General features: G+C 66.1%; 21 protein-coding genes, 1 tRNA gene and 2 pseudogenes. 6 read left to right on the top strand and 18 right to left on the bottom strand.

Going from position 1 to position 20,296, the window contains the following annotated elements:
- Positions 1–16 precede the first annotated feature (16 nt).
- The 4 genes and pseudogenes from ACWCO2_RS15550 to dcd all read right to left on the bottom strand — a co-directional run.
- A pseudogene (locus tag ACWCO2_RS15550) lies at positions 17–139 on the bottom strand (hypothetical protein); the annotation flags it as partial.
- Positions 102–1,247, bottom strand: a pseudogene (locus tag ACWCO2_RS15545) (epoxide hydrolase family protein); the annotation flags it as partial. The pseudogenes ACWCO2_RS15545 and ACWCO2_RS15550, both read right to left, overlap by 38 nt.
- Before the next feature lie 153 nt (positions 1,248–1,400).
- Complete coding sequence (locus ACWCO2_RS15540) at positions 1,401–2,810, bottom strand: sugar porter family MFS transporter (RefSeq protein ID WP_450128401.1); 1,410 nt, start codon at positions 2,808–2,810, stop codon at positions 1,401–1,403.
- Positions 2,811–3,009: 199 nt separating this feature from the next.
- Complete coding sequence (gene dcd / locus ACWCO2_RS15535; RefSeq protein ID WP_450128400.1) at positions 3,010–3,591, bottom strand: dCTP deaminase; 582 nt, start codon at positions 3,589–3,591, stop codon at positions 3,010–3,012.
- An 80-nt stretch (positions 3,592–3,671) separates the two neighbouring features.
- Here dcd and ACWCO2_RS15530 point away from each other — a divergent pair.
- Positions 3,672–3,742 (top strand) — tRNA-Gly (locus ACWCO2_RS15530).
- Between the two features lie 231 nt (positions 3,743–3,973).
- On the opposite strand, the gene ACWCO2_RS15525 is transcribed toward ACWCO2_RS15530, so the two are convergent.
- The 3 genes from ACWCO2_RS15525 to ACWCO2_RS15515 all read right to left on the bottom strand — a co-directional run bounded on the left by ACWCO2_RS15525 (position 3,974) and on the right by ACWCO2_RS15515 (position 5,547).
- A complete protein-coding gene (locus ACWCO2_RS15525) occupies positions 3,974–4,483 on the bottom strand; it encodes a mycothiol transferase (RefSeq protein WP_450128399.1) in 510 nt (169 codons plus the stop codon).
- A gap of 83 nt (positions 4,484–4,566) precedes the next feature.
- Positions 4,567–4,905 (bottom strand): tRNA-binding protein, encoded by a 339-nt coding sequence (locus ACWCO2_RS15520; RefSeq protein ID WP_450128398.1) that lies wholly within the window; start codon positions 4,903–4,905, stop codon positions 4,567–4,569.
- A gap of 240 nt (positions 4,906–5,145) precedes the next feature.
- A complete protein-coding gene (locus ACWCO2_RS15515) occupies positions 5,146–5,547 on the bottom strand; it encodes an SSI family serine proteinase inhibitor (protein WP_450128397.1) in 402 nt (133 codons plus the stop codon).
- Positions 5,548–5,823: 276 nt separating this feature from the next.
- On the opposite strand from ACWCO2_RS15515, the gene ACWCO2_RS15510 reads away from it, so the two are divergent.
- The gene (locus ACWCO2_RS15510) at positions 5,824–6,258 is read left to right on the top strand and encodes a carboxymuconolactone decarboxylase family protein (protein ID WP_450128396.1); all 435 of its coding nucleotides are present in this window, start codon (positions 5,824–5,826) and stop codon (positions 6,256–6,258) included.
- A gap of 31 nt (positions 6,259–6,289) precedes the next feature.
- Here the strand turns inward: ACWCO2_RS15510 and ACWCO2_RS15505 are convergent, their stop codons facing one another.
- Positions 6,290–7,237 carry an LCP family protein gene (locus ACWCO2_RS15505; protein WP_450128395.1) on the bottom strand — a complete coding sequence of 316 codons (948 nt, stop codon included), beginning with the start codon at positions 7,235–7,237 and terminating at the stop codon, positions 6,290–6,292.
- A 198-nt stretch (positions 7,238–7,435) separates the two neighbouring features.
- On the opposite strand from ACWCO2_RS15505, the gene ACWCO2_RS15500 reads away from it, so the two are divergent.
- Positions 7,436–7,678 (top strand): hypothetical protein, encoded by a 243-nt coding sequence (locus tag ACWCO2_RS15500; RefSeq protein ID WP_450128394.1) that lies wholly within the window; start codon positions 7,436–7,438, stop codon positions 7,676–7,678.
- A 109-nt stretch (positions 7,679–7,787) separates the two neighbouring features.
- On the opposite strand, the gene thrS is transcribed toward ACWCO2_RS15500, so the two are convergent.
- From thrS to ACWCO2_RS15485, 3 genes are all read right to left on the bottom strand, one after another.
- Positions 7,788–9,077, bottom strand: a complete 1,290-nt coding sequence (thrS, locus tag ACWCO2_RS15495; RefSeq protein WP_450128427.1) for a threonine--tRNA ligase — start codon at positions 9,075–9,077, stop codon at positions 7,788–7,790.
- Positions 9,078–9,141: 64 nt separating this feature from the next.
- Complete coding sequence (locus tag ACWCO2_RS15490; protein ID WP_450128393.1) at positions 9,142–9,264, bottom strand: hypothetical protein; 123 nt, start codon at positions 9,262–9,264, stop codon at positions 9,142–9,144.
- Between the two features lie 510 nt (positions 9,265–9,774).
- The gene (locus tag ACWCO2_RS15485) at positions 9,775–10,719 is read right to left on the bottom strand and encodes an SDR family NAD(P)-dependent oxidoreductase (RefSeq protein ID WP_450128392.1); all 945 of its coding nucleotides are present in this window, start codon (positions 10,717–10,719) and stop codon (positions 9,775–9,777) included.
- Positions 10,720–10,843: 124 nt separating this feature from the next.
- Here ACWCO2_RS15485 and ACWCO2_RS15480 point away from each other — a divergent pair, with 124 nt between their 5' ends.
- The gene (locus tag ACWCO2_RS15480) at positions 10,844–11,434 is read left to right on the top strand and encodes a TetR/AcrR family transcriptional regulator (protein ID WP_450128391.1); all 591 of its coding nucleotides are present in this window, start codon (positions 10,844–10,846) and stop codon (positions 11,432–11,434) included.
- 333 nt (positions 11,435–11,767) lie between these two features.
- Here ACWCO2_RS15480 and ACWCO2_RS15475 read toward each other — a convergent pair whose 3' ends face one another.
- The gene (locus ACWCO2_RS15475) at positions 11,768–12,448 is read right to left on the bottom strand and encodes a TetR/AcrR family transcriptional regulator (protein ID WP_450128390.1); all 681 of its coding nucleotides are present in this window, start codon (positions 12,446–12,448) and stop codon (positions 11,768–11,770) included.
- A 65-nt stretch (positions 12,449–12,513) separates the two neighbouring features.
- On the opposite strand from ACWCO2_RS15475, the gene ACWCO2_RS15470 reads away from it, so the two are divergent.
- A complete protein-coding gene (locus ACWCO2_RS15470) occupies positions 12,514–13,623 on the top strand; it encodes an FAD-dependent oxidoreductase (protein WP_450128389.1) in 1,110 nt (369 codons plus the stop codon).
- A gap of 459 nt (positions 13,624–14,082) precedes the next feature.
- Here the strand turns inward: ACWCO2_RS15470 and ACWCO2_RS15465 are convergent, their stop codons facing one another.
- Positions 14,083–14,487, bottom strand: coding sequence for a VOC family protein (locus tag ACWCO2_RS15465; protein ID WP_450128388.1), 405 nt, complete (start codon positions 14,485–14,487; stop codon positions 14,083–14,085).
- Positions 14,488–14,601: 114 nt separating this feature from the next.
- Here ACWCO2_RS15465 and ACWCO2_RS15460 point away from each other — a divergent pair, with 114 nt between their 5' ends.
- Positions 14,602–15,579, top strand: coding sequence for a helix-turn-helix transcriptional regulator (locus tag ACWCO2_RS15460; protein WP_450128387.1), 978 nt, complete (start codon positions 14,602–14,604; stop codon positions 15,577–15,579).
- Between the two features lie 120 nt (positions 15,580–15,699).
- Here ACWCO2_RS15460 and ACWCO2_RS15455 read toward each other — a convergent pair whose 3' ends face one another.
- The 5 genes from ACWCO2_RS15455 to rpsR form a co-directional block, all read right to left on the bottom strand.
- Entirely contained in the window at positions 15,700–15,834 is a 135-nt protein-coding gene (locus tag ACWCO2_RS15455) for a hypothetical protein (protein WP_450128386.1), read from the bottom strand.
- A gap of 145 nt (positions 15,835–15,979) precedes the next feature.
- Complete coding sequence (locus ACWCO2_RS15450) at positions 15,980–16,336, bottom strand: hypothetical protein (protein WP_450128385.1); 357 nt, start codon at positions 16,334–16,336, stop codon at positions 15,980–15,982.
- Between the two features lie 153 nt (positions 16,337–16,489).
- Entirely contained in the window at positions 16,490–19,162 is a 2,673-nt protein-coding gene (locus ACWCO2_RS15445) for a replicative DNA helicase (protein ID WP_450128384.1), read from the bottom strand.
- 414 nt (positions 19,163–19,576) lie between these two features.
- Entirely contained in the window at positions 19,577–20,029 is a 453-nt protein-coding gene (gene rplI / locus ACWCO2_RS15440; RefSeq protein ID WP_450128383.1) for a 50S ribosomal protein L9, read from the bottom strand.
- A gap of 19 nt (positions 20,030–20,048) precedes the next feature.
- Entirely contained in the window at positions 20,049–20,285 is a 237-nt protein-coding gene (gene rpsR / locus ACWCO2_RS15435; RefSeq protein WP_093151213.1) for a 30S ribosomal protein S18, read from the bottom strand.
- Positions 20,286–20,296: the final 11 nt, after the last annotated feature.

Raw genomic sequence — 20,296 nt, 5'->3', positions numbered from 1 at the left:
GCATGTGCTTCAGTTGCTTGCGCATCACATCCGGCCCACCAACCGGACGTCCCAGCATGACCTCGTCCAGCACAGCGATCAGCCGCAACGGCTGCTCGACGTCGCAGGGTCGCGAAGAACTCCTGCACGTCGCGGACATAGAGGTCCGGTTGTTCCATCGCTGGGAAGGTTCCGCCGCGGTCGTACTCCGTCCAGCGGACGATGTTGTTGAGGCGCTCCGCGAATGGGCGCACCGGCGCGAGGACGTCCTTCGGGAACACCGCCACTCCGTGCGGGACCGTTCCCTTGCTCAGCTGCTCCATCACGCCTTCCTCCTCCGCCTTCTCGGAGTTGTCCGGAGTCTCCACAAAGGACCGTGCCGCCGAGCACGCCGTGTTGGTGAGCCAGTAGAGCATCACCGTGGTCAGAATCCGGTCGCGGTCGATGGCGTCCTCCGGGGTGTCCTCGCAGTCGGTCCATTCCTTGAGCACCCCGACGATCCAGCCCAGCAGCCCCACCGGGGAATCGGCCAGCGAGTACGCCAGCGCCTGCGGTTTCGTCGACTGGATCAGCTTGTAGCCGTACAGCTCGTCGGTGTAGCGCTGCCACCTGCCCATCCGCGCGTGGTCGACGTCGGTCAGCTCCGCCATCTCGTTCGGGTCACCGGTCGGGAAGGTGATCATGCCGTTGGTGTGCAGTCCGATCACGCGGTCCGGTTCGTTGATCGCCACCGTGCGCGAGATCCACGTGCCCCAGTCGCCGCCCTGCAAGCCGTACCGCTCGTAGCCGAGGCGGCTCATCAGCTCCGCCCAAGCCCGCGCGATTCGCTCGGCACCCCAACCCACCGAGGTCGTCGGACCGGACAGCCCGTACCCCGGCAGCGACGGGATGACCAGGTGGAACCCGGCCTCGGTGAGCGGTTCGACGACGTCCAGGTACTCCGCGACCGAGCTCGGCCAGCCGTGCGTGATGAGCAGCGGAAGCGCGTCCGGCCGCGACGAGCGGACGTGCAGGAAGTGAATGTTCGCTCCGTCGATCTCGGTCGTGAACTGCGGGAATGCGTTCAGCCGCGCTTCCTGCGCGCGCCAGTCGTAGTCATCGCGCCAGTACTCCACCAGCTCCCGCAGGTAGTCCAGCGGCGGGCCGTAGCTCCAGCCGAGGCCGGGCACCTCGTCGGGCCAGCGGACGCGGGCCAGGCGTTCCCGCAGGTCGCCGAGGTCCTGCTGCGGGGTTTCGAGCCGGTGCGGGGTGATGTCGGGAGAGGCCATGCACGCTCCTTCGTACGTTGTACGGTAACTAATACGCGCAAGCAGCCCGAGTTGTTCCCGAACCCGGCGAAAAAAGTCGAGGGGCGCCCCGAACGGGACGCCCCTCGACGAATGCCTTTGCTCTTGTCAGAACGAGCTTGGAAACAGGCTTTGTCAGCTGCCCATTTCCTCCAGGGAGCGGCCGTTGGTCTCCTTCAGGTACTTCACCACGAAGACCACCGAGATCAGCGCGAACCCGGCGTAGATGAAGTACGTGACCGGCAGGTTCCAGTCCCGCATGCTCGGGAAGCTCACCGTCACCAGCCAGTTGGCGATCCAGTTCGTCGCTGTGCTCAGGGCCAACGCGGCGGCGCGGATGCGCGTCGGGAACATCTCGCCCAGCAGCACCCACATCACCACGCCCCACGACGCGGCGAAGAACAGCACGAACGCGCTCGCCGAGATCAGCGCGACAACGCCCCACTCGTACGGCAGCTGCGCGTCCTCGCCGACGACCTGGGCGAAGCTGAACGCCCAACCGGTCACCGCCAGCGACACAGCCATGCCCAGCGAACCGATCACCAGCAGCGGCTTGCGGCCGATCTTGTCAACCAGCGCGATGGCCACGAAGGTGCCGATGATGTTCACGATCGAGGTGAACAGGCTCAGCAGCAGGGAATTGCTCTCGTCGAAGCCGACCGAGTGCCACAGCGACGACGAGTAGTAGAAGATCACGTTGATGCCGACGAACTGCTGAAGCGCAGCGATCGCCATGCCGATCCACACGATCGGCAGCAGGCCGAGCTTGCCGCGCAGATCGCTCAACCGCGGCTTGCGCTCCCCGCCCAGCGCGGACTTGATCTCGGCGACCTTCTCGTCCGGGTCACCCGGGTCGACCTGCGCCAACACCTCGCGCGCCCGGTCGATCTTGCCGACGGCCACCAGGTAGCGCGGCGACTCCGGGATCGTCGAGGCGACCACCAGGTAGATCACCGCGGGCACCAGAGCGGCGGCGAGCATCCACTGCCAGGCCTGCAACGGCCCGAGCATCCCGGACGCGCTACCACCCGCGGCCTGCGCCAAGGCGTAGTTCACCAGCTGCGAGATCGCGATACCGAGCACGATCGCCAACTGCTGCAACGAGCCCAACCGCCCGCGATAGGCGGCGGGTGCCACCTCGGCGATGTAAGCCGGCGCGATCACCGAAGCGATACCGACCGCGACACCGCCGACGACCCGCCAGAGCGCCAGGTCCCAGATCGCGAACGGCAGAGCCGAACCGACGGCGCTGATGATGAACAGGATCGCGGCCATCTGCATGACCCGGATCCGGCCGACCCTGTCGGCCAACCCGCCGGCAACCCCGGCGCCGACGGCAGAGCCGAGCAGCGCGGAGGAAACGGTCAGGCCGGTCAGCGCAGGGCCGACGTTGAAGTGCTGCTGGATGGCATCCACGCCGCCGTTGATCACCGAAGTGTCGTAGCCGAAGAGGAATCCGCCGAGCGCGGCAGCTCCGGCGATCATCACCACGCGCCCGAGGTGCTCGGTGGCAGCGCCCGAGGCACGCGATTGCAATGCGGACATCGAGTACTCCTGCTGCCCGCACGTCGACCGCTCCGTTGCGAATCGTTCCAGAACGCCGGGCGGGGGGATCGTAAGTTCTGAACCCCCAACTTGCTTATTCGATTCAGGGTGAAGTAGCTCACCGTCATCAAAAATGCAGGATTCCTCGGTGATCTATGCCACCAACAGGCAAAACAGGATCAAACTCGGCTACGGAGAGTCACCGCTTGGTTTCGGCACGCTTGAAGTTCAGGTGCGCCCGCGACGGCGTCGGACCCCGCTGGCCCTGGTACCGCGAGCCGGCCTCCTTCGACCCGTACGGGAAGTCGGCAGGACTCGACAGGCGGAACAAGCACAGCTGCCCGATCTTCATCCCCGGCCACAACGTGATCGGCAGATTCGCCACGTTCGACAGCTCCAGGGTGATGTGCCCCGAGAACCCGGGGTCGATGAACCCCGCGGTGGAATGCGTCAGCAAGCCCAGTCGCCCCAGCGACGACTTGCCCTCCAGGCGACCGGCCAGATCGTCCGGCAGCCGCACGGCCTCGAACGTCGACCCGAGCACGAACTCACCCGGATGCAACACGAACGGGTCGTCGTCGGGCGTCTCCACCAGTGACGTCAGCTCGTCCTGCTGCTTGGACGGATCGATGTGCGTGTACCGGGTGTTGTCGAAGACCCGGAAAAATCGGTCCAACCGCACGTCGATGCTCGACGGCTGGATCATCGTGGCGTCGAACGGATCAAGTTCGAGACGGCCCTCGTCGAGCTCTTTGCGCAGGTCCCGGTCACTCAGCAACACACCCACAGCGTATCGGGAGCCCACCTGCGATCTTCGCACCCCACCGTGTTAGGCTGTGCACGCCTCGAACAAGGGGTAACGCGGATGTAGTTCAATGGTAGAACATCAGCTTCCCAAGCTGAGAACGCGGGTTCGATTCCCGTCATCCGCTCGGAGCTGGGAGTCGTGTGCTTGCGGAGAACGCAAGCCGCGGCTCCTTCGCCATTTTATTGGGGGGTTCGAACCCCCCAAGCCCCCCACGGTGCGGGGGTTGCGTATCGCTTGCTCCTTGCGCTGGGTGGTGTACCCGGCCTGCTTACCCACCAGCTTTTCGTGGCTTCGTGGCTCTGCGGGTTGGTTGTTGCTCGTGCTTTCGCACTCGCACTTGCTGGGTTTGTCGGCTTTACTCGCCGGAGTTCGTGGTGGCCTGTTCCGTGATGATGTCTAGGTGGCCTAGGTGGCGGGCGTATTCCTGGAGTAGGTGGAAGAGGATTCGTTCCAGGGTTGCCGGGTCTTGGCCCCGCCAGCGGGGGCCTGGTTGGCCTGGTTTCGAGAGGTTCGTGTTCTCGATGACCGTGGTGGTGTGGCGGCCTTGTGTGTGTAGGTTTTGCAGGAGTTCTTCTTTGGTTTCTGATGGTTCTACGTGCCAGCGGTCGTCTTTCCTGTCGCCCCAGGGGTTTTCGACGTTTTGGCCTTGGAATCCCCATTCGATCCAGCGGAGTTCCACGTAGGTCAGGTGCTTCACCAGTTCCAGCGGGGTCCAGTTCGACGGCACTCGGCTGTTGCGGAGTTCGTGGTCGGGTAGACCTTGGACCTTGTCGATCACCCGGGAGCGGAAGAAGTCGAGGTAGTTGGTGAAGACCTCGGCTCGGGATGCCGCTGGGGTTGTTGGTTCTGGGAACGGCATCGTCATCTGGTCAGCTCCTGGGGTTCGTGCGCGGGCGTGCGGTTGGGTTTCCAAATTTCCCTAAAGTTGGGAATCTTGGCGCGGCGGCGTCACAGGAGGCGGGTGCCGTTGGGGACCGGGTGGGCGAAGTCGGCCAGGACCACGTTGCCGTTTTCGTCGTGGGCTCCGGTTACCAGGACTTCTGACTTCACTCCTGCGATGCGCTTCGGGGCAAAGTTGCAGACGCACAAGACCTGGCGGCCTTGGAGGTCTTCCGGTTCGTAGTGGTCGGTGATCTGGGCGCTGGACGCCTTCATGCCGAGTTCTTCGCCGAGGTCGACTTTCAGCACGTAGGCGGGTTTTCGGGCCTTCTCGTTGGGCTTGGCTTCCACGATCGTGCCCACCCGCAGCTCGACCTTCTCGAAGTCGGCCCACTCGATCTCCTGCACCCGGCACCTTCCTGCTCAGAACTGCTGTTGCAGCACCCTATTCGGTGGCTGAGGTTAGAGCAGGTACTCGCAGTCCTTGCAGCGGCGGTGGGCCTTGAGCTCTAGGGTCGCGGCAGTCGTCGGGTGTGTTCGCACTGGCCCAGCGGGAGTTCGCGCCGCTCGCACCTGGGCTCGTTCGGCATGCGCTCATGTTGCCCGACGACCGCCGCATTCTGGCCCCGAATCCGGAGATTCCGCAGATCAGAGGTCGAAGACGACTCCGGTTTCGTTCTGGAGGACGCAGGCGTTGGGGTAGGTCTTGGTGTAGCTGACCACGTTTCCCCGCCACTTGCCCTCGAGCTTCGCCGTGACCGGCAGGTACTCCAGGGTGCACGCGCGGGCCAGCTTCGCGTTCATCTCGCGGAAGTCTCCCTGGACCGGTTCGAGGTCGCCGCACGCCTTTTCGGCGAACTTGTGGGAGCCGCCCGCCGGGTGGCATTCCAGGACCGCCGTGCGCTGGACCGAAGAGCCTTCGGTGTTCAGCGAGAGTTGGAGGACGCTGGGCAGATCGGTCTGCGCCGGGGCCGTTGTCGCGGAAACGACCGCGGTTCCGACGATCAGCGCGGAACCGAGCAGAACGCGGCGGGCCAGCTTCACCAACACGGTTACTCCACCTTCCAATCGATGCATCGATGCACGAGGAGAATCCCGATACTTCTCTCGGGACGGGCCGCGGTTGAGCCCCCGCGGCAGAGGGAAACGCGGAGGACATTACTGGACGACTTGGCGTAATAACGACTAGCCCAAAAGGGTCAGATTCCGATTCGCGCTTCGCATTTCGAGTCACGCGCCGTGTCAGCGAACGCCGGAAACTCGGCGCAGTCACGTTCTCGCGCCCAGACTCGTCCCCATGACGAACACCTGATGGAAGGAAGAACCATGCGACTGGATCTCAGCAAGACCGCCCCCGAACCGTACGCGGGCTTCAGCCAGGCCGACACGGCGATCCGGCAGGGGCCGTTGGACGAAACGGTGCGCGAGCTGGTCAAGATCCGGGTGTCGCAGATCAACGGCTGCGTGTTCTGCGTCGACATGCACAGCCGGGAAGCGCTGCGGATCGGCGAGGACCAGCACCGCCTGCTCCAGCTGCCGGTGTGGCAGGAGTCGGAACTGTTCGACGAACGGGAGCGGGCCGCACTCGCCTATGCCGAGACCGCGACCCGGCGCGAGCGCGTCACCGACGAGCTGTGGGACGCGCTGCGCGAGGCGTTCCCGGACGAGGCGGAGCTCGGGCACCTCGTCACGCAGGTTTCGCTGATCAACGCCCTGAACCTGCTCGGGGTGCCGCTGGAGATGAAGCCGCCGCGCCGATGACCTCGTGAGGGGCGGTGAACGCGACCCGGTGTCACTCGGTGATCAGATCCTCGCGGATCGGTTGGTCGGCACCGACGGTTTCGAACAGTTCGCTGGCCTTCTCCTTGTCCCAACGGGTCGCGGTGACGTCGGTGACCGGGACCGTCGTGGTCACCACTCCGCCCGAGGAGATGCCGCGCATCGCCCAGGCCAGCGACAGCAGGTCACCCGTGCCGTCCGAGTCCAGCATCGTCAGCGCGTTCGCACCTTGGTCGGCCAGGCTGTAGGTCTTGAACGGGTTGATGAGGGTGCTGAAGCTCGAGGCCTCCTGGACCAGCGCGCCGATGAACTTGCGCTGGTTGACCACCCGGTCGAGGTCCGATCGCGGGGTCGCGTCGCTGTAGCGCATGCGGACGAACGTCAGCGCCTTCTCACCGTCCAGGGTCTGGCAGCCGGCCGGCAGCGTCTGGCCGGTCTTCGTGTCGTGCATCTCCTGGTCCAGGCACATCTCCACACCGCCGACGGCGTCGACCATCCCGGCGAAGCCGCCGAAACCGACCTCGGCGTAGTGGTCGATGCGCAGGCCGGTCGCCTGCTCCACGGTCTGCGCCAGCAGCTCCGGACCACCGATGGCGAAGGCTGCGTTGATCTTCGTCCGCCCCTGGCCCGGTACCGGAACCTCGGAGTCGCGCGGGATGCTGATCAGCGTCGACGGCGTGTCGTTGTCCGGCACGTGCGCGATCATGATCGTGTCCGTGCGCTGCCCGTCGGCGTCACCGACGTGCAGGCTCTCCGCCGTGTCCGGGTCCAGACCTTCGCGGCTGTCCGAGCCGACGACCAGCCAGTTCGTGCCCGAACCCGCCGCCGGCCGACCGGAGTAGTCGGGGAAGGCGCTGATCCGGTTGATCGACGAATCGACGCGGAACCAGAGCCACCCCCCCGAACACCAGCGGGAACAGGACCAGCGCGAGCAGCACCAGGCCCAGCACGCGACGTCCACGCCGCCGCGGCGCAGGCCTGTGCCCGTAAGCCGGTCGCGGCGCGTTCCAGTCGTTCCGCATCTGTTGGGTGTTCATACCCATCCAGACGTCCTACGGCACCTTCGGTTGCCACCCGTCCAGAAAAAGGGGACGCGCCGCTGTCCTCAGCCGTCACCGAACCCGCTTGCCTGAACACCGTACGCACCAGCTACGACGCGTTGGCCGAGGAGTACGCCGCCCACTCCAAGACGGAGCTCAACGCGAAACCGCTTGGGCGCGCGATGCTCTCCGCCTTCGCCCAAATCGTGCGCGCGACCGGCGACCCGGTCGCCGACATCGGCTGCGGCACCGGCGACGGCACCGCCCTCCTGCGCCAAGCCGGCTTCACCGTGACGCCCCGCCTGGAACGCGAAGCGGACGCAACCAAACGCACCCCGCACATCCTCGCCCGGCGGCCGTGACGCCTGTGGTGGTCAATTTCGCGAGAAATTGACCACCCGGGTGACGGTCAATTTCTCGCGAAATTGGCACATTGTCCCTCGCCACGGCGACCTTTGGTCTACTGTGGACTCAGCTCCAGAGGGCGGTGCTGTGGTTGGCGATCAGGTCGGTGATGCGGGACAGCGCCTCAGCGGCTGGCTGGGGGTTCAGGCGTTGGCCGTCGCGCAGGCGGAGCGAAACCTGGTCCTCCGCAGCCTCTTTCGCTCCGATGATCGCCTGGTAGGGAACCAGGCGCGCGTCGCGGATGCGGGCGCCGAGGCTGCCGCTGGCTGAGACCTCCGCGCGGAGGCCGAGTTCCAGGCACTGCTGCGCGAGACGTTCCGCCTGCGGCAGCTCGGCGTCGGAGATCGGCAGCACCACGAGCTGGGTCGGTGCCAGCCAGGCCGGGAAAGCTCCGCCGTGCAGCTCGATGAGGTGCGCGACGGCCCTTTCCGCGCTGCCGATGATGCTGCGGTGCACCATGACCGGCCGGTGCTTGGCTCCGTCCGCACCGATGTAGTGCAGGTCGAACTGCTCGGGCTGGTGGAAGTCGACCTGCACGGTGGACAGGGTCGATTCACGCCCAGCGCTGTCGGCGACCTGCACGTCGATCTTCGGGCCGTAGAACGCCGCCTCACCCTCGACGGCTTCGTACTCCAGTCCGCTGCGCTCCAAGACTTCGGTCAGCAACTCCGCCGCCCGCTGCCACTTCTCCGGCGCAGCAACGCACTTCCCGCCTGCACCAGCCAGCGAAAGCCGATACCGAGCAGGCCGGATTCCCATTGCGACATAAGCATTCCGGATCAACTCCAGCGCGGCGGACGCCTCGTCGGCGACCTGCTCCAAGGTGCAGAAGATGTGCGCGTCGTTGAGCTGAATCGCCCGCACCCGGGTCAAACCACCGAGCACGCCGGACAGCTCCGAGCGGTACATGCCGCCCAACTCCGCCAGCCGCAGCGGAAGCTCCCGATAGCTGTGGGAGCGGGACCGGTAGATCACCGCGTGGTGCGGGCACAGGCTCGGCCGCAGCACGACCTGCTCACCACCGAGATCCATCGGCGGGAACATGTCGTCGCGGTAGTGCGCCCAGTGCCCGGAGATCTCGTACAGCTCGCGTTTGCCCAGCACAGGCGAGTAGACGTGCCGATATCCCGCCCGCCGCTCGGCTTCGCGGATGTACTCCTCCAGGGTGTGCCGCACGACAGCGCCGTCGGGCAGCCAGTACGGCAGACCCGCGCCGATCAGCGGATCGGTGTCGAACAATCCCAACTCGCGGCCGAGTTTGCGGTGGTCGTGCATGGTGGTCTCCTCACCGGTGATGAGGCGGGTGACCACACGACGAAGCTCCGGGGCACCCGCCCCGGAGCTTCGCGAGAACAGCAGTCAGCGCGCCGGGACGTCGTCCGGCGTCGTAGTCAGACCAGCGCGCTTCACGCCACCAACGCTAGCACTCGTGAGTGGCGATGGTCGCCGCTGAGGCTCCGAGCGCGTCCGCGGTGGGGACGACGAGACCGAACAGGTCGGTGATCGCGGTCAACCAGGCCTGCTGGAGCGCAGCGGAAGGCACAGCGGTGCCATCCGGAGCCGACAGGGACCGGGTGGCCCTGGCCTCGGCGACCACACTGGATTTCCAACGAAGGGGTCAGCGTCCTCCCCGATGTGGCTGCCATGGTCAACCTGTCCGCTGATGGACCGGCAGTCTCCATCCTGGCTCTCGGCGGCTGACCGCTCGCCCTCGCCGCACCCCACGGGCAGGAGCTTGAGTGGCTGGACACAGCCTGATCAGTTCGACCGATTCCAGTCGATCACTACACGATCGCGTGGCGATCTATCCCCGCCACACCTCGCGTCTCAATTCGATGGCGGATCCGCCATCGGTCCGCCATTCAAATCAAGAATCCACGATCAGCCGTGAGGCCCTGCTGCAGGGTCTCATCGGGCGTGACATGTCGATCTTGCGTGCCCTTGGGGGTTCTCGGTTGTCTCACCGTGATGTCACCCAAGAGCAGTCTCAGTTTCGCGGCATTTCCTCAGCGGTCCGGTGAGTTCTGGCGCGGTGCGGCGTGGGTGGGGACCGTTACCGCGCGAAAGGGTCGACGCCGGTGAGATCGACGCTGGCGGTCCACAGGCGAGTGGCCAGCGCGGTGTCGGCCAGTACTCCCCGCACCGGCTCGAGCCGAGGTTCACCACGAAGTCCGAACATCCGCGGGCCCCACAACTGCCCGCCCCGGACGGCTGGATCGAGGACCGCTCGGACCGCTGGCCATGCGGCCGTGTCCTTGCCCTGCAGGAGGACGCCAGCGGGCAGGCCGCGCAGGCGTTGGCCTCTGGTCCGGATGTGGACCGGCGGGCGGGACGAGGTGATCGAATCCAGCGCGCCGCCGGGGTGGTTCACCACGCTCATGACCGTGCCTCCCGCGGCCCGCAGACGGCGGTCGAGTTCGAAGCCGAACAGCATTTGCGCCAGCTTCGACCGGCCGTAGGTGCCCTTCGGCCGGTATCCGCGGGTGACCTGGAGGTCGGCAAGGTCCAACCGCGCCGATTTCGCCACGAAGCTACCCGTGGTAACGACCCGGCCGGCGGGGGCCGCGGACAGCAGCGGCGCCAGCCATCCGGTCAACGCGAAGTGCCCCAGGTGGTTGGTGGCGAACATCAGCTCGTGGCCGTCGCGGGTTTCGCACCGTCGCGGGTGGTCGAGCAACACGCCGGCGTTGCACACGACCGCGTCGAGGCATTCCAGCTCCAGCGCATCCACCGAAGATTTGAGCGTGGCCAGATCGGCCAGGTCCAAGGGGAGGTGACGCACCCGCGCCTCGGGGACGCGGGTCCGGATCGCGGTCATGGCGGCCGTGGCCTTGGCGGCGTCCCGGCTACCCAGGATGACGGTGGCACCGGTGCCGGCGAGTTGTTCGGCGACGAAGTAGCCGATACCCGCGTTGCCGCCGGTAACCAGGAAGTTCTTGCCCTCGGCCGATGGGAGTCGATGAACGTCCCAGTGCTGCCCTGCGGTCAGAAACGACATGTCGGCTCCCGTGAGTTGGCAGTCGGACGGAAGCGCTCGGCTCCCGGATCAATAGTCGAAGTGACTTCGATTATGCATGGATTTCGAATTCAGAGCGACTTTGCCTGGCTGATACCCTGGCGCCATGGCAGAGACGGAGACACGGACACCGGGGCGGCGTGAGCGCAAGAAGGCCGCCACCCGCCAGGCCCTGGCTGCCGCGGCCCGGCGACTGTTCCTGGAGCGGGGGTTCGACGAAGTCACCGTCGCCGAGATCGCCGACGCCGCGGACACTGCGGTCTCCACGCTGTTCGCGCACTTTCCCGGCGGAAAGGAGGCACTGGTCCTCGGCGACGGCGACGAGCGCGAGCAGGCCCTGACAGCCGCGGTGCGACAACGCCCGGCCGGGGTTTCTGTGCTGCAGGCCCTGCGGGACTTTCTCGCCACACGGGGTCCGTTCGACCCCGATCCTTCCCCGGAGGCGCGCAGGATCGCAGCACTCGTGATCGCCACACCGGCTCTACGGGCCTACGCCAGGGCGCTGTGGACCAGCTGCGGAACCGCACTCGCCCGAGCCATCGCTGAGCAGACCGGCCGTGACGCCGACGACTTGTCCCTCCGCCTGCTCGCCCGCTACGTCCTGGAAATCCCCGATCTCGCCGGAACGGAACCGGACCCAACCGCCGCCTTGGACACCGCTTTCGCCCACCTCCAGCGCGGCTGGCCCGACCTGTAACTCAACCGCTCATCGGCTACAGCGGACGTTTTGCGGCAGGAGTCCGCGCTTCCACACGAATGACCCGATCTCACAAGCCGCTGCACAAGCGCAGCCGAGATGCAGCCTCATGCGAGAAAGTGCAGCGGAAAATGAGGCCCTTGCAGGGTCTCAGATCGCGTGACATGTTGATCTTCGCTGGCCAGGGGATCTTTCAGTTGTCTCACGGGATGCAATGCGGCTGGAATCTCAGTTCCGTGGCATTTCTTCAGTTTTGGTGAGGTTGCGTCGTCTCAATGCGTCAGCGCCGAGCTGGCGCCACGCGCGGCGCTAGTCCGGCCCCTTGGCCGCGCGTCAGCTTGAGATGCGGGCTTCGATGCCGTCGAGGAGGAAATCGAGGCCGCTCCGGAAGGTTTGGTCGGCGTCCAGATGGGGGCCATCGTGGACGACCGTGGCCAGCGCGGGGAATCGGCCGGTGGCGAAGGTCCGCTGCAGATAAGGCCCGAAGGTGGCCTGCCACTGCTTCTGGTCCATCCCGGAGACCCGCTCGGCGCGCCGCTCGGTGATCTCCCGGCGTACCGCGCCGATCACGTACGCATTGACCGCGGCGACCGCCGGCACGACAGTCTCCAGGTCGACGCCGCCCATCGCGGCCAGCACGGCCTCTCCGCTGGCCAGCGTGTTCGGTCCGAGCTGGGGCCGCCCACCGATCAGGTCGGCGAGCCATTCGTGCTGGTGGGCGGCCTGCCGGGTGGCTTCGGCAAGGGAACGCAGCACCTCTCGCCAACCGTCCCCGGTCGGCCGGATCTCGACGTGGACCGCATCGACCATCAGGTCGAGCAACTCCTCCTTGGTGGCGATGTAGCCGTACAGCCGCATCGGTCCGACGTCCAGCGCCGCGGCGACCTTGCGCAGTGACACCGCGTCCAGGCCGTCCGCATCGGCGAGTTGGATCGCCGCTTGGACGATCCGCTCCCGGCTCAGCGGGGCCGGCATCGGTCGATCCGGCGGCTCCGGCCGCTCCCACACCAACATGCCGACGACAATACAGCGTTGGACGCGATACAGTGTATTGATTGATACGGTGAATCGAGGTAACCATGACCATCGCCATTGTCGGAGCCGGCTTGGGCGGCCTGACCCTTGCCCGTGTGCTGCACGTGAACGGCATTGACGCCGTCGTGTACGAACGTGAAACGTCGCGCGACGCGCGCGATCAGGGCGGCATGCTCGACATCCACTCCGGCCAGCGGGCGCTGCGCGAGGCCGGTCTGATCGACCAGTTCTACGCGATTGCCCGTGGTGAAGGCCAGGACATGCGGCTTCTCGAGCCGGACGGCACCCTGCTGCTGCAGGAGGACACACCCGAGGGCGCCCCGCTTGAGCGACCCGAAGTCGACCGTGCCGATCTGCGTAACCTGCTGCTGGACTCGCTTCCTGAACACACGGTGCGCTGGGGGCACGCGTTCGAATCCGCCGACAACGGCGTGCTGCACTTCGCCGACGGCAGCAGTGCGACGTATGACCTGCTGGTCGGCGCCGACGGCGCGAACTCCCGGGTCCGCGCACTGCTCACCGACGCTCGACCAGCGCACACCGGCCACAACGCCGTCGAACTCGGTATTCCCGACATCGACCACACCCACCCCGACCTCGCGGCGATGGTCGGCCGCGGCAATTACTGGGTGCTCGGCAACGGACAATCCCTGGCAGCGCAACGCAACGGCGACGGCCGCGTACGCATCGGCCTCAACTTCTACAACACCGCCGAGGACTGGTTCGCCACCAGCGGCATCCCGTTCGACGACCCCGCCGCCGCCCGGGCGCGGCTGATTGACCTGTTTGCCGGCTGGGACGCACGGTTCACCGCACTGATCGCAGCCTGCGACGACACGGTCCAGCCACGGTCGATCACCACTCTCCCGGTCGGCCTGACCTGGCCATCGACGCCAGGTGTCACGCTGCTCGGCGATGCCGCGCACCTGATGCCGCCGGTGGGGGAGGGCGCCAACATGGCGCTGCTCGACGGAGCTCTGCTCGGCCTCGCTCTGGCCTCGCACCCGAACGACTGTCCGTCCGCCGTCAAAGAATACGAACGCGAGATGTTCGAGCGCACCAGCACCGTCGGCCGGCAGTCCGCCCAGGTGCAGGAACTCCTGACGTTGCCGGACGCGAGCCAGAGAATGCTCGCATTCTTCCGACCTGGCTGAATGTAGCCGAATACGACAAGGCAATCGGCCGCCCAGCCAGCGCGATCACCCGCAGTTCGGGTCCCTCGGTCGTCTCACCGACATTGGTCGAGAGTGGCCAGGATTGGCAGTACTTCTCGGGTGAATTTCTCGCCGGCAGGCGTCAACCTGATGCCCTGAATCGCAGAGGCGACCACCGGCGGGCAAGCGCAGGTGACAGTCCGCATGATCGCCTCCCGTACCCAGCTCAACGACAGCCTCGTGAGGCTCGTGACCCAGCGCCTTGTTAACGCCGAGCTCCGGATGGCCAATTGGCCATCCGGAGGCCATTAGAACTGAGAATTGGCCATGGAAATTCGATGACATGTTGATCTTGTGTGACCTGGGCTTTCTCAGTTGTCTCACCGCGTTGTCACCATGATCAGTCTCAGACTCGTGGCATTTCCTCAGCGTCGATCGCCCGGCCGCTGATAGGGCCGGTCAGCGGGCGAGCCTTGCACGGGCCTCGTCGGTAAGCGGGGTGAAGAAGTTGACCAGGTTGCCGTCGGGGTCGCGGAACAGCAGGGAGCGGTTTCCCCACGGCATCGTGGTCGGCTTCTGCACGATCTCGGGGGCAACAGCCAGGCTCGTCAGCCGTTCGTACTCCCGGTCGGCGTCCTCGACGAGGAACTCGAGGATCGCGGTCCGGTTCGACTCGGGCACGGCCGCCCCGGCACTGAACAGCGCCATCGTCTCGGCACTGCCGATGGCCAACGTGCACGACGGGCCTACGAGCTCGGCGAACTGCTCGGCGGGCCGCCGGGCATTGAGGCCGGTCACCTGCTCGTAGAACTCGACAAGACGGGCGACGTCGTTGGTGATGACGCGGACAGAGACAAGCTGCACGGTGGATCCTTTCTGCGCTGGAGAGCGGTTCTGACCCCCGTCCTCCGGGGGGACACCGAACACGCTAAAGGCAATAGTGGACAGGATCCGCCCGGTATTGGGAGGATCTTGTGCGTGACTCGGCCAATCGCCCGCGTACTGGCATTGCTGGAGATCCTCCAGCGCGGAGGTACCCGGACCGTCGCCGAGCTCGCCGAGCGACTCGACGTGGACGAGCGCACCGTCCGCCGCTACGTCGGTCACCTCCTCGACCTGGACATCCCGGTCCGCTCGGTGCGCGGGCGGCACGGCGGGTACCGCCTGTCCCCGGGCTATCGGATGCCTCCGCTGATGCTCACCGACGAGGAGGCACTCGCTGTCCTGCTCGGTCTGGTCGCGGGCCGGCGCGCCGGGTTGCTCAGCACCTCGGTCGCGGCCTCCGAGAGCGCGGTCGCGAAAGTCCGTCGAGTGCTGCCCGAAGCTCTTGGCCGCCGGCTCGACGCGCTGCTGGAGATCGCCGACTTCACCGCGCCCGCACGATCTGCGCTCACGGCGGAATCCGAGGTCCTGCTCACCGTCGCGGAGGCGGCGCGGGATCGTCGCCCGGTCGATCTTGGCTACATCGCCGGCCACGGCGGTGCCAGCGAACGCGTCGTCCATCCGTACGGGGTCGTGGCCCACTCCGGGCGGTGGTACCTGACCGGCTTCGACTCCGCCAGCGGGCAGGTGCGCACGTTCCGCGTCGACCGGATCACGACCGTCGAGATGCGCGCTGGAACGTTCGACGTACCAGTCGGATTCAACCCAGCCCAGCGGGTGCTGACCGCGATCGCCGAGACGCCGTACCAGCACGAGGTATCCGTGCGGATTCGATCGACGCCCGAACAGATCTGCTCCGTCTTCCCGCCGTCCGTCGCCAAACTGGAGGAGATCGATCCCGGCACTTCCTGGGTGCGGGCCCGGATACGGGCACAACGGCTCGAATGGGTACCACCCCTGCTCGCCGCGCTCGATCGGCCGTTCGTCGTCGAACAACCCGACGCCCTCCGCGACCTGGTGCGAGCACTGGCCAGCCGACTCGCCGGCCACGCCGACGCGCGACAGGGAGACTGATTACGCGCTGGCGCGGCTCAAGGGAGTGGCGAGATCAAACGTGAACTGCTGCTTCCACATCAGGTTCAGCAGAGCCGAACGCACCGACAGCCGCGGGTAGGCCGGTGCGGCTTTCAGGGCTTACTTCAGCGGGATTCCGTCTAGATCCGCCGCGTACAGTTCCTCCAGCAAACCCAGGTCAAACAGCCAGTCGCGGCGGTATCCGGCCAGGAAACGCACGTTCTCCAGCTCGGCCTGTGGAGGCTCGCTGAACACCTGGTATCGCCCCCCTTGACTCGACCAGTCGTCTGGTCCAGTCGAAGGTGACCGCGTTCTCCGGTCTGGTAACCCGATGACGAGGCTTGACATCGACCACGAGGGGAACGTCATCGGTGAAGAGCAGGAAGTCCGGGACATGCTTTCATTCCCGTCCGGAGAGCGTGGACTTCAGCAGAAATGGCTGCGCAACGATGCCACGCACCGACGTATCGAAGTCTGCGAGCAGAAGACGAGCGAGCTCCAGCCGTGACTTGTAGACGACGTAGTCCTTCTCCGTTGCAGCCCAGTACGTGCCTGAATAATGCTTCTGGCCTCGGTACCAGCGAAAAGTCCGCCATGGCACGGCAGTCCTCAGAGCGTCAGCGTCGATATCGCTCCACGGCGCCACGACCTCCGTCTCGTAGAGCGAAGACCGGAACGCGACCGACGCCGCGTTGGTCGTCGGTCGTCCTAACCGAAGCTTCTCCGAGCCATCGCCCACCACTTGATCGAGAGCCACGACCGACCATCGGCAGCACCACCACAGGCCATAAGGATCAGTTCGGTACTCCACCCGGACGGCCCAATCTCAGTCCAAACCGCACAAGTGCAATCGAGGTGCAGTCGAGAATGAGAAAGTGCAGCTGAATTTGAGAACCTACAGGCTGACCGGCTATTCCTGGGCCATGTCGACGAAGCGGCTGTAGTGGAGCTGGTGGGCGACGGTGACCGTGGCCGTCGGACCGGCTCGGTGCTTGGCCAGTACCAAGTCGGCCTCGCCCATGCGGGGGTCGTCCCGCTCGAAGGCGTCGGGGCGGTGGATCAGGATCACCATGTCCGCGTCCTGCTCCAGGGAGTTGTGCATGGAGATGCCGTTGGCGACGAAGTTGTGCGTTCCATCGACCGTGGCGTCGTAGACCGGCTGCTCACCGATACTGGTGATCTCGGCGATCTCGTCCCAGAAGACGTCGTTGGTCGCCAGCATCTCCATATCCGCGTCGTCCAGGACGGCAGCAACACGTGCCAACCGGGTTCGGCTCGGCGCGTGCTTCCACATGGTCGAACCGGAGAACTGGATGTTCATCTGCGCCGAGAAGTCCCGATGGGTCATCGAGCGCGTTGCCAGCAAACCACGGACACGCTCCCAGATTTCCTTCGGAACCGTGTCCCGGTTCGTGTTCCCCGAGATCGCGCGCAGCTTTTCAGCCGCGAACGCCGCTTGAACCGAACGAGCTCCGTGGATCCCAGCCTTGTCCAGGAACTGCAGCTGGTTCTCCGCACCGTAGATGAGGACGTGGTAGCAGTCCCGATAACCGGACTTCTTGGCGGTCTTGATCCGAGCGAAAACGCCGATGCGCAGCAACAGCCCGGTCAAGTCGTCAGCAAGCCGTCGGCTCGTCGTGGCGTAGTAGAGCCGCGCCTGACCGACCTTTTCGTCCCAGCGCACCGAACCGTCCGTGGCCCAGAGGTGCCGCAGGAACAACGCGATCTGGGCGGGGGGAAGCGAGAAGACACGCTCCGGGATGAACTTCTCAGGGCTGCGCAGCCCGAACAGCCCCATCTCGTCGAGCCAGGACGCGATCGGATTCCGCTTGCGATGGGTGAGGTGGTGCGGAGCGGGGAGTCGCAGCGTGGTCACCTTCGCCGCTGCGTACTCATCGCGAACAGCAGTGATGCCGAAGTGCTTCGCTGCTTCCGCCACGGCTCCGAGATTCGCCTCGTCCACGCTCGCGTAACGCAGCGATTGCCGCTTGACGAATGAGCCATCGCCGATCAGATGCGCGAGGAGCACGACCTCGGCCTCGGGCATCGGCTTGATGTCCATCGGTTCCGGCAACTGCCTCGGTACTGCGACCCGTGATCCCTCGGTCAGCTCGCCCAACGGCACCCAGCCGTCCACGGTGAGCATCGGGTGGTTCGCGGTCGCCTCGATCTCCCGGCCGGAGGCCAGCCTGATCTTGAAGGCTTCCTGGGTCCCGCTGGAGAAGACGTTAGTGATCGGGCGCGGCACCAGCCGCATCCGGTCATCGAGCGACCAAACGATCGGCCGCTCACCAGTCCGCATCAACTCAGCGAAGGTGACCTCGGATCCGGTGTCCGCACGCAACAGCCGGGTGCTGGCAGTGAGGCAGCCGGACTCGCGGAGGTCGGAGAGCTGCGGCTTCTTGTCCGTTCGCTGCTCGGGGCCTCGGTTGAGCTGGGAGATCGCGACCAGCGGCACTTCGAGTTCCTTGGCCAGCAGCTTGAGGTTTCGGGAGAACTCCGAGACCTCCTGCTGACGGGACTCGACGCGCTTGCCCGAGGTCATCAGCTGCAGGTAGTCCACGACGATGAGCTGGATGTCGTGGCGCTGCTTGAGCCGCCGTGCCTTCGCGCGGATCTCCATCATGGTGAGGTTCGGCGAGTCGTCGATGAAGATCGGCGCCTCGCTGATCTCGCTCATCCGCCGCGCCAACCGGGTCCAGTCGTCGTCGGTCATCCGGCCACCACGCATGTCGCCGAGCCGGATCCGGGCCTCGGCGGAGAGCATGCGCATGACGATCTCGGTGCGCCCCATCTCCAGCGAGAAGATGACGCTGGCCAGCCCGTGCTGCACCGACGCAGCCCGGCAAAAATCCAGTCCCAGGGTCGATTTGCCTACACCAGGACGCGCCGCGACGATGATCATCTGGCCTGCGTGGAGGCCGTTGGTGAGGGCGTCGAGGTCGACGAAGCCGGTGGGGATGCCCTGGGACTCCCCGCCTCGGGACGCGATCGCGTCGATCTCGTCCATCGTCGGCTGGAGGAGTTCCTCGAGGGCGTGGTAGTCCTCGCTGGCCCGGCGTTCCGTGACGTCGTAGATCGACGCCTGGGCGCGGTCCACGACCTCTTCGATCGCCGCGCCTTCGGAACCGTGGTAGCCGAGCTGGACGATGCGGGTGCCAGCCTCGACCAGACGGCGCAGGATCGCCTTCTCGGCGACGATCTCCGCGTAGTAGCCCGCGTTCGCCGCCGTGGGGACGGTGGCGATCAGCGTGTGCAAGTAGGGGGCGCCGCCGACCTTGAGAAGCTCCTGGCGGCGTTCCAGCTCCGCGGACACCGTGATCGCGTCCGCCGGCTCGCCGCGGCCGTAGAGGTCGAGGATGCAGTCGTAGATCGCCTGGTGCGCCGGGCGGTAGAAGTCGTTCGGGCTGAGCGCCTCGACCACGTCCGCGATCGCGTCCTTGCTCAGCATCATGCCGCCGAGCACGGACTGCTCCGCGGCCAGGTCTTGCGGGGGTTGCCGTTCGAAGGTGGTGCCCCCGGCCGGGCCGCTGCCACCGTCGTCCTCGAAGTAGGGGTCCTCGTGCTCCTCGGGAACCGCCACCTGACCCGGTCACCTCCTTCGCGCCAAGACCGTCGCGCGCGTTGGGCGCGTGGGCACGCGCGAAGCTAGATCACCCGCACAGAGCAGGCAACCCAGGCTGTGGACAAAACTCGGGACAACCTGTGGATAAGTTGCATCGAGCCTGGGGATAACTCACAGCAGCCTCCGGCAAAGCTGGGGACAACTTGGGGACAAGTCACCGGAGGTGACAACAATCCCCAGGTCAGAGGCTGCGCGTTGGCTGTGGAAGAAATCCGTGGAAAAGTCCGGGCGTGTCGTCAGCTCGGTGTGTCGGGATCGGCGGAACTTCGTCGTCGCCGTGACAGCCGGTGCACGCGCCGGACGAAGCACCGTCCACCCTTCACTCGAATGGCCGGGGTGGACGGTGCTTCGCGTTGTTCCGGTGTTACCGGGTCACTGCTCCTTGGTGACCTGGACGGCGACGTTGGCCGCCACGTCCGGGTGCAGCTGCACGTCGACGACGTGCTTGCCCAGCGACTTGATGTGGCCGCGCAGGCTGACCGAACGCTTGTCCAGGTTCGGGCCACCGGCCTTGCGGACCGCGGCGACGACGTCGCCGGGGGTGATCGAGCCGAACAGCTTGCCCTGCGCGGAAACCTTCGCGGTCAGGGTGACGCTGCCCAGGTTCTGCAGCAGCTGCTTCAGCTCGTGGGCGTGCTCCAGGTTCCGCACGCGGCGGCTCTCCTGGACGCGGCGGATCGTCTCGATCTGCTTCTGCGCGCCCTTGGTGCCCACGATGGCCAGGCCCTTGGGCAGCAGGTAGTTGCGCGCGTAGCCGTCCTTGACCTCGACGATGTCGCCGGACTCGCCCAGGTTGGACACGTCAGCGGTGAGGATGATCTTCACGACGTGACTCCTTTCCGGCTCAGCGAGCGGTCGAGGTGTAGGGCAGCAGCGCCATCTCGCGGGCGTTCTTCACCGCGATGGCGACGTCGCGCTGGTGCTGGCTGCAGTTGCCGGTCACGCGACGGGCACGGATCTTGCCGCGGTCGGAGATGTACTTCCGCAGCAGAGTCGTGTCCTTGTAGTCGATCTGCGCAGCCTTGTCCTTGCAGAAAACGCAGACCTTCTTCTTCGGCTTGCGCACGGGCGCCTTGGCCATCGGTCTTCCTC

It is taken from the genome of Saccharopolyspora sp. NPDC002376 (assembly GCF_053593195.1).
Note: the sequence above shows the minus strand (reverse complement) of the source record. Positions and strands in the feature narration are given on the sequence as shown.

What these genes read in the sequence shown, in the direction of transcription:
- ACWCO2_RS15540 (WP_450128401.1), bottom strand. Translation starts at nt 2,810, where the DNA reads ATGTCCGCATTGCAATCGCGTGCCTCGGGCGCTGCCACCGAGCACCTC.
- ACWCO2_RS15525 (WP_450128399.1), bottom strand. Translation starts at nt 4,483, where the DNA reads ATGACGATGCCGTTCCCAGAACCAACAACCCCAGCGGCATCCCGAGCC.
- ACWCO2_RS15510 (WP_450128396.1), top strand. Translation starts at nt 5,824, where the DNA reads ATGCGACTGGATCTCAGCAAGACCGCCCCCGAACCGTACGCGGGCTTC.
- ACWCO2_RS15485 (WP_450128392.1), bottom strand. Translation starts at nt 10,719, where the DNA reads ATGTCGTTTCTGACCGCAGGGCAGCACTGGGACGTTCATCGACTCCCA.
- ACWCO2_RS15480 (WP_450128391.1), top strand. Translation starts at nt 10,844, where the DNA reads ATGGCAGAGACGGAGACACGGACACCGGGGCGGCGTGAGCGCAAGAAG.
- ACWCO2_RS15475 (WP_450128390.1), bottom strand. Translation starts at nt 12,448, where the DNA reads ATGTTGGTGTGGGAGCGGCCGGAGCCGCCGGATCGACCGATGCCGGCC.
- ACWCO2_RS15470 (WP_450128389.1), top strand. Translation starts at nt 12,514, where the DNA reads ATGACCATCGCCATTGTCGGAGCCGGCTTGGGCGGCCTGACCCTTGCC.
- rpsR (WP_093151213.1), bottom strand. Translation starts at nt 20,285, where the DNA reads ATGGCCAAGGCGCCCGTGCGCAAGCCGAAGAAGAAGGTCTGCGTTTTC.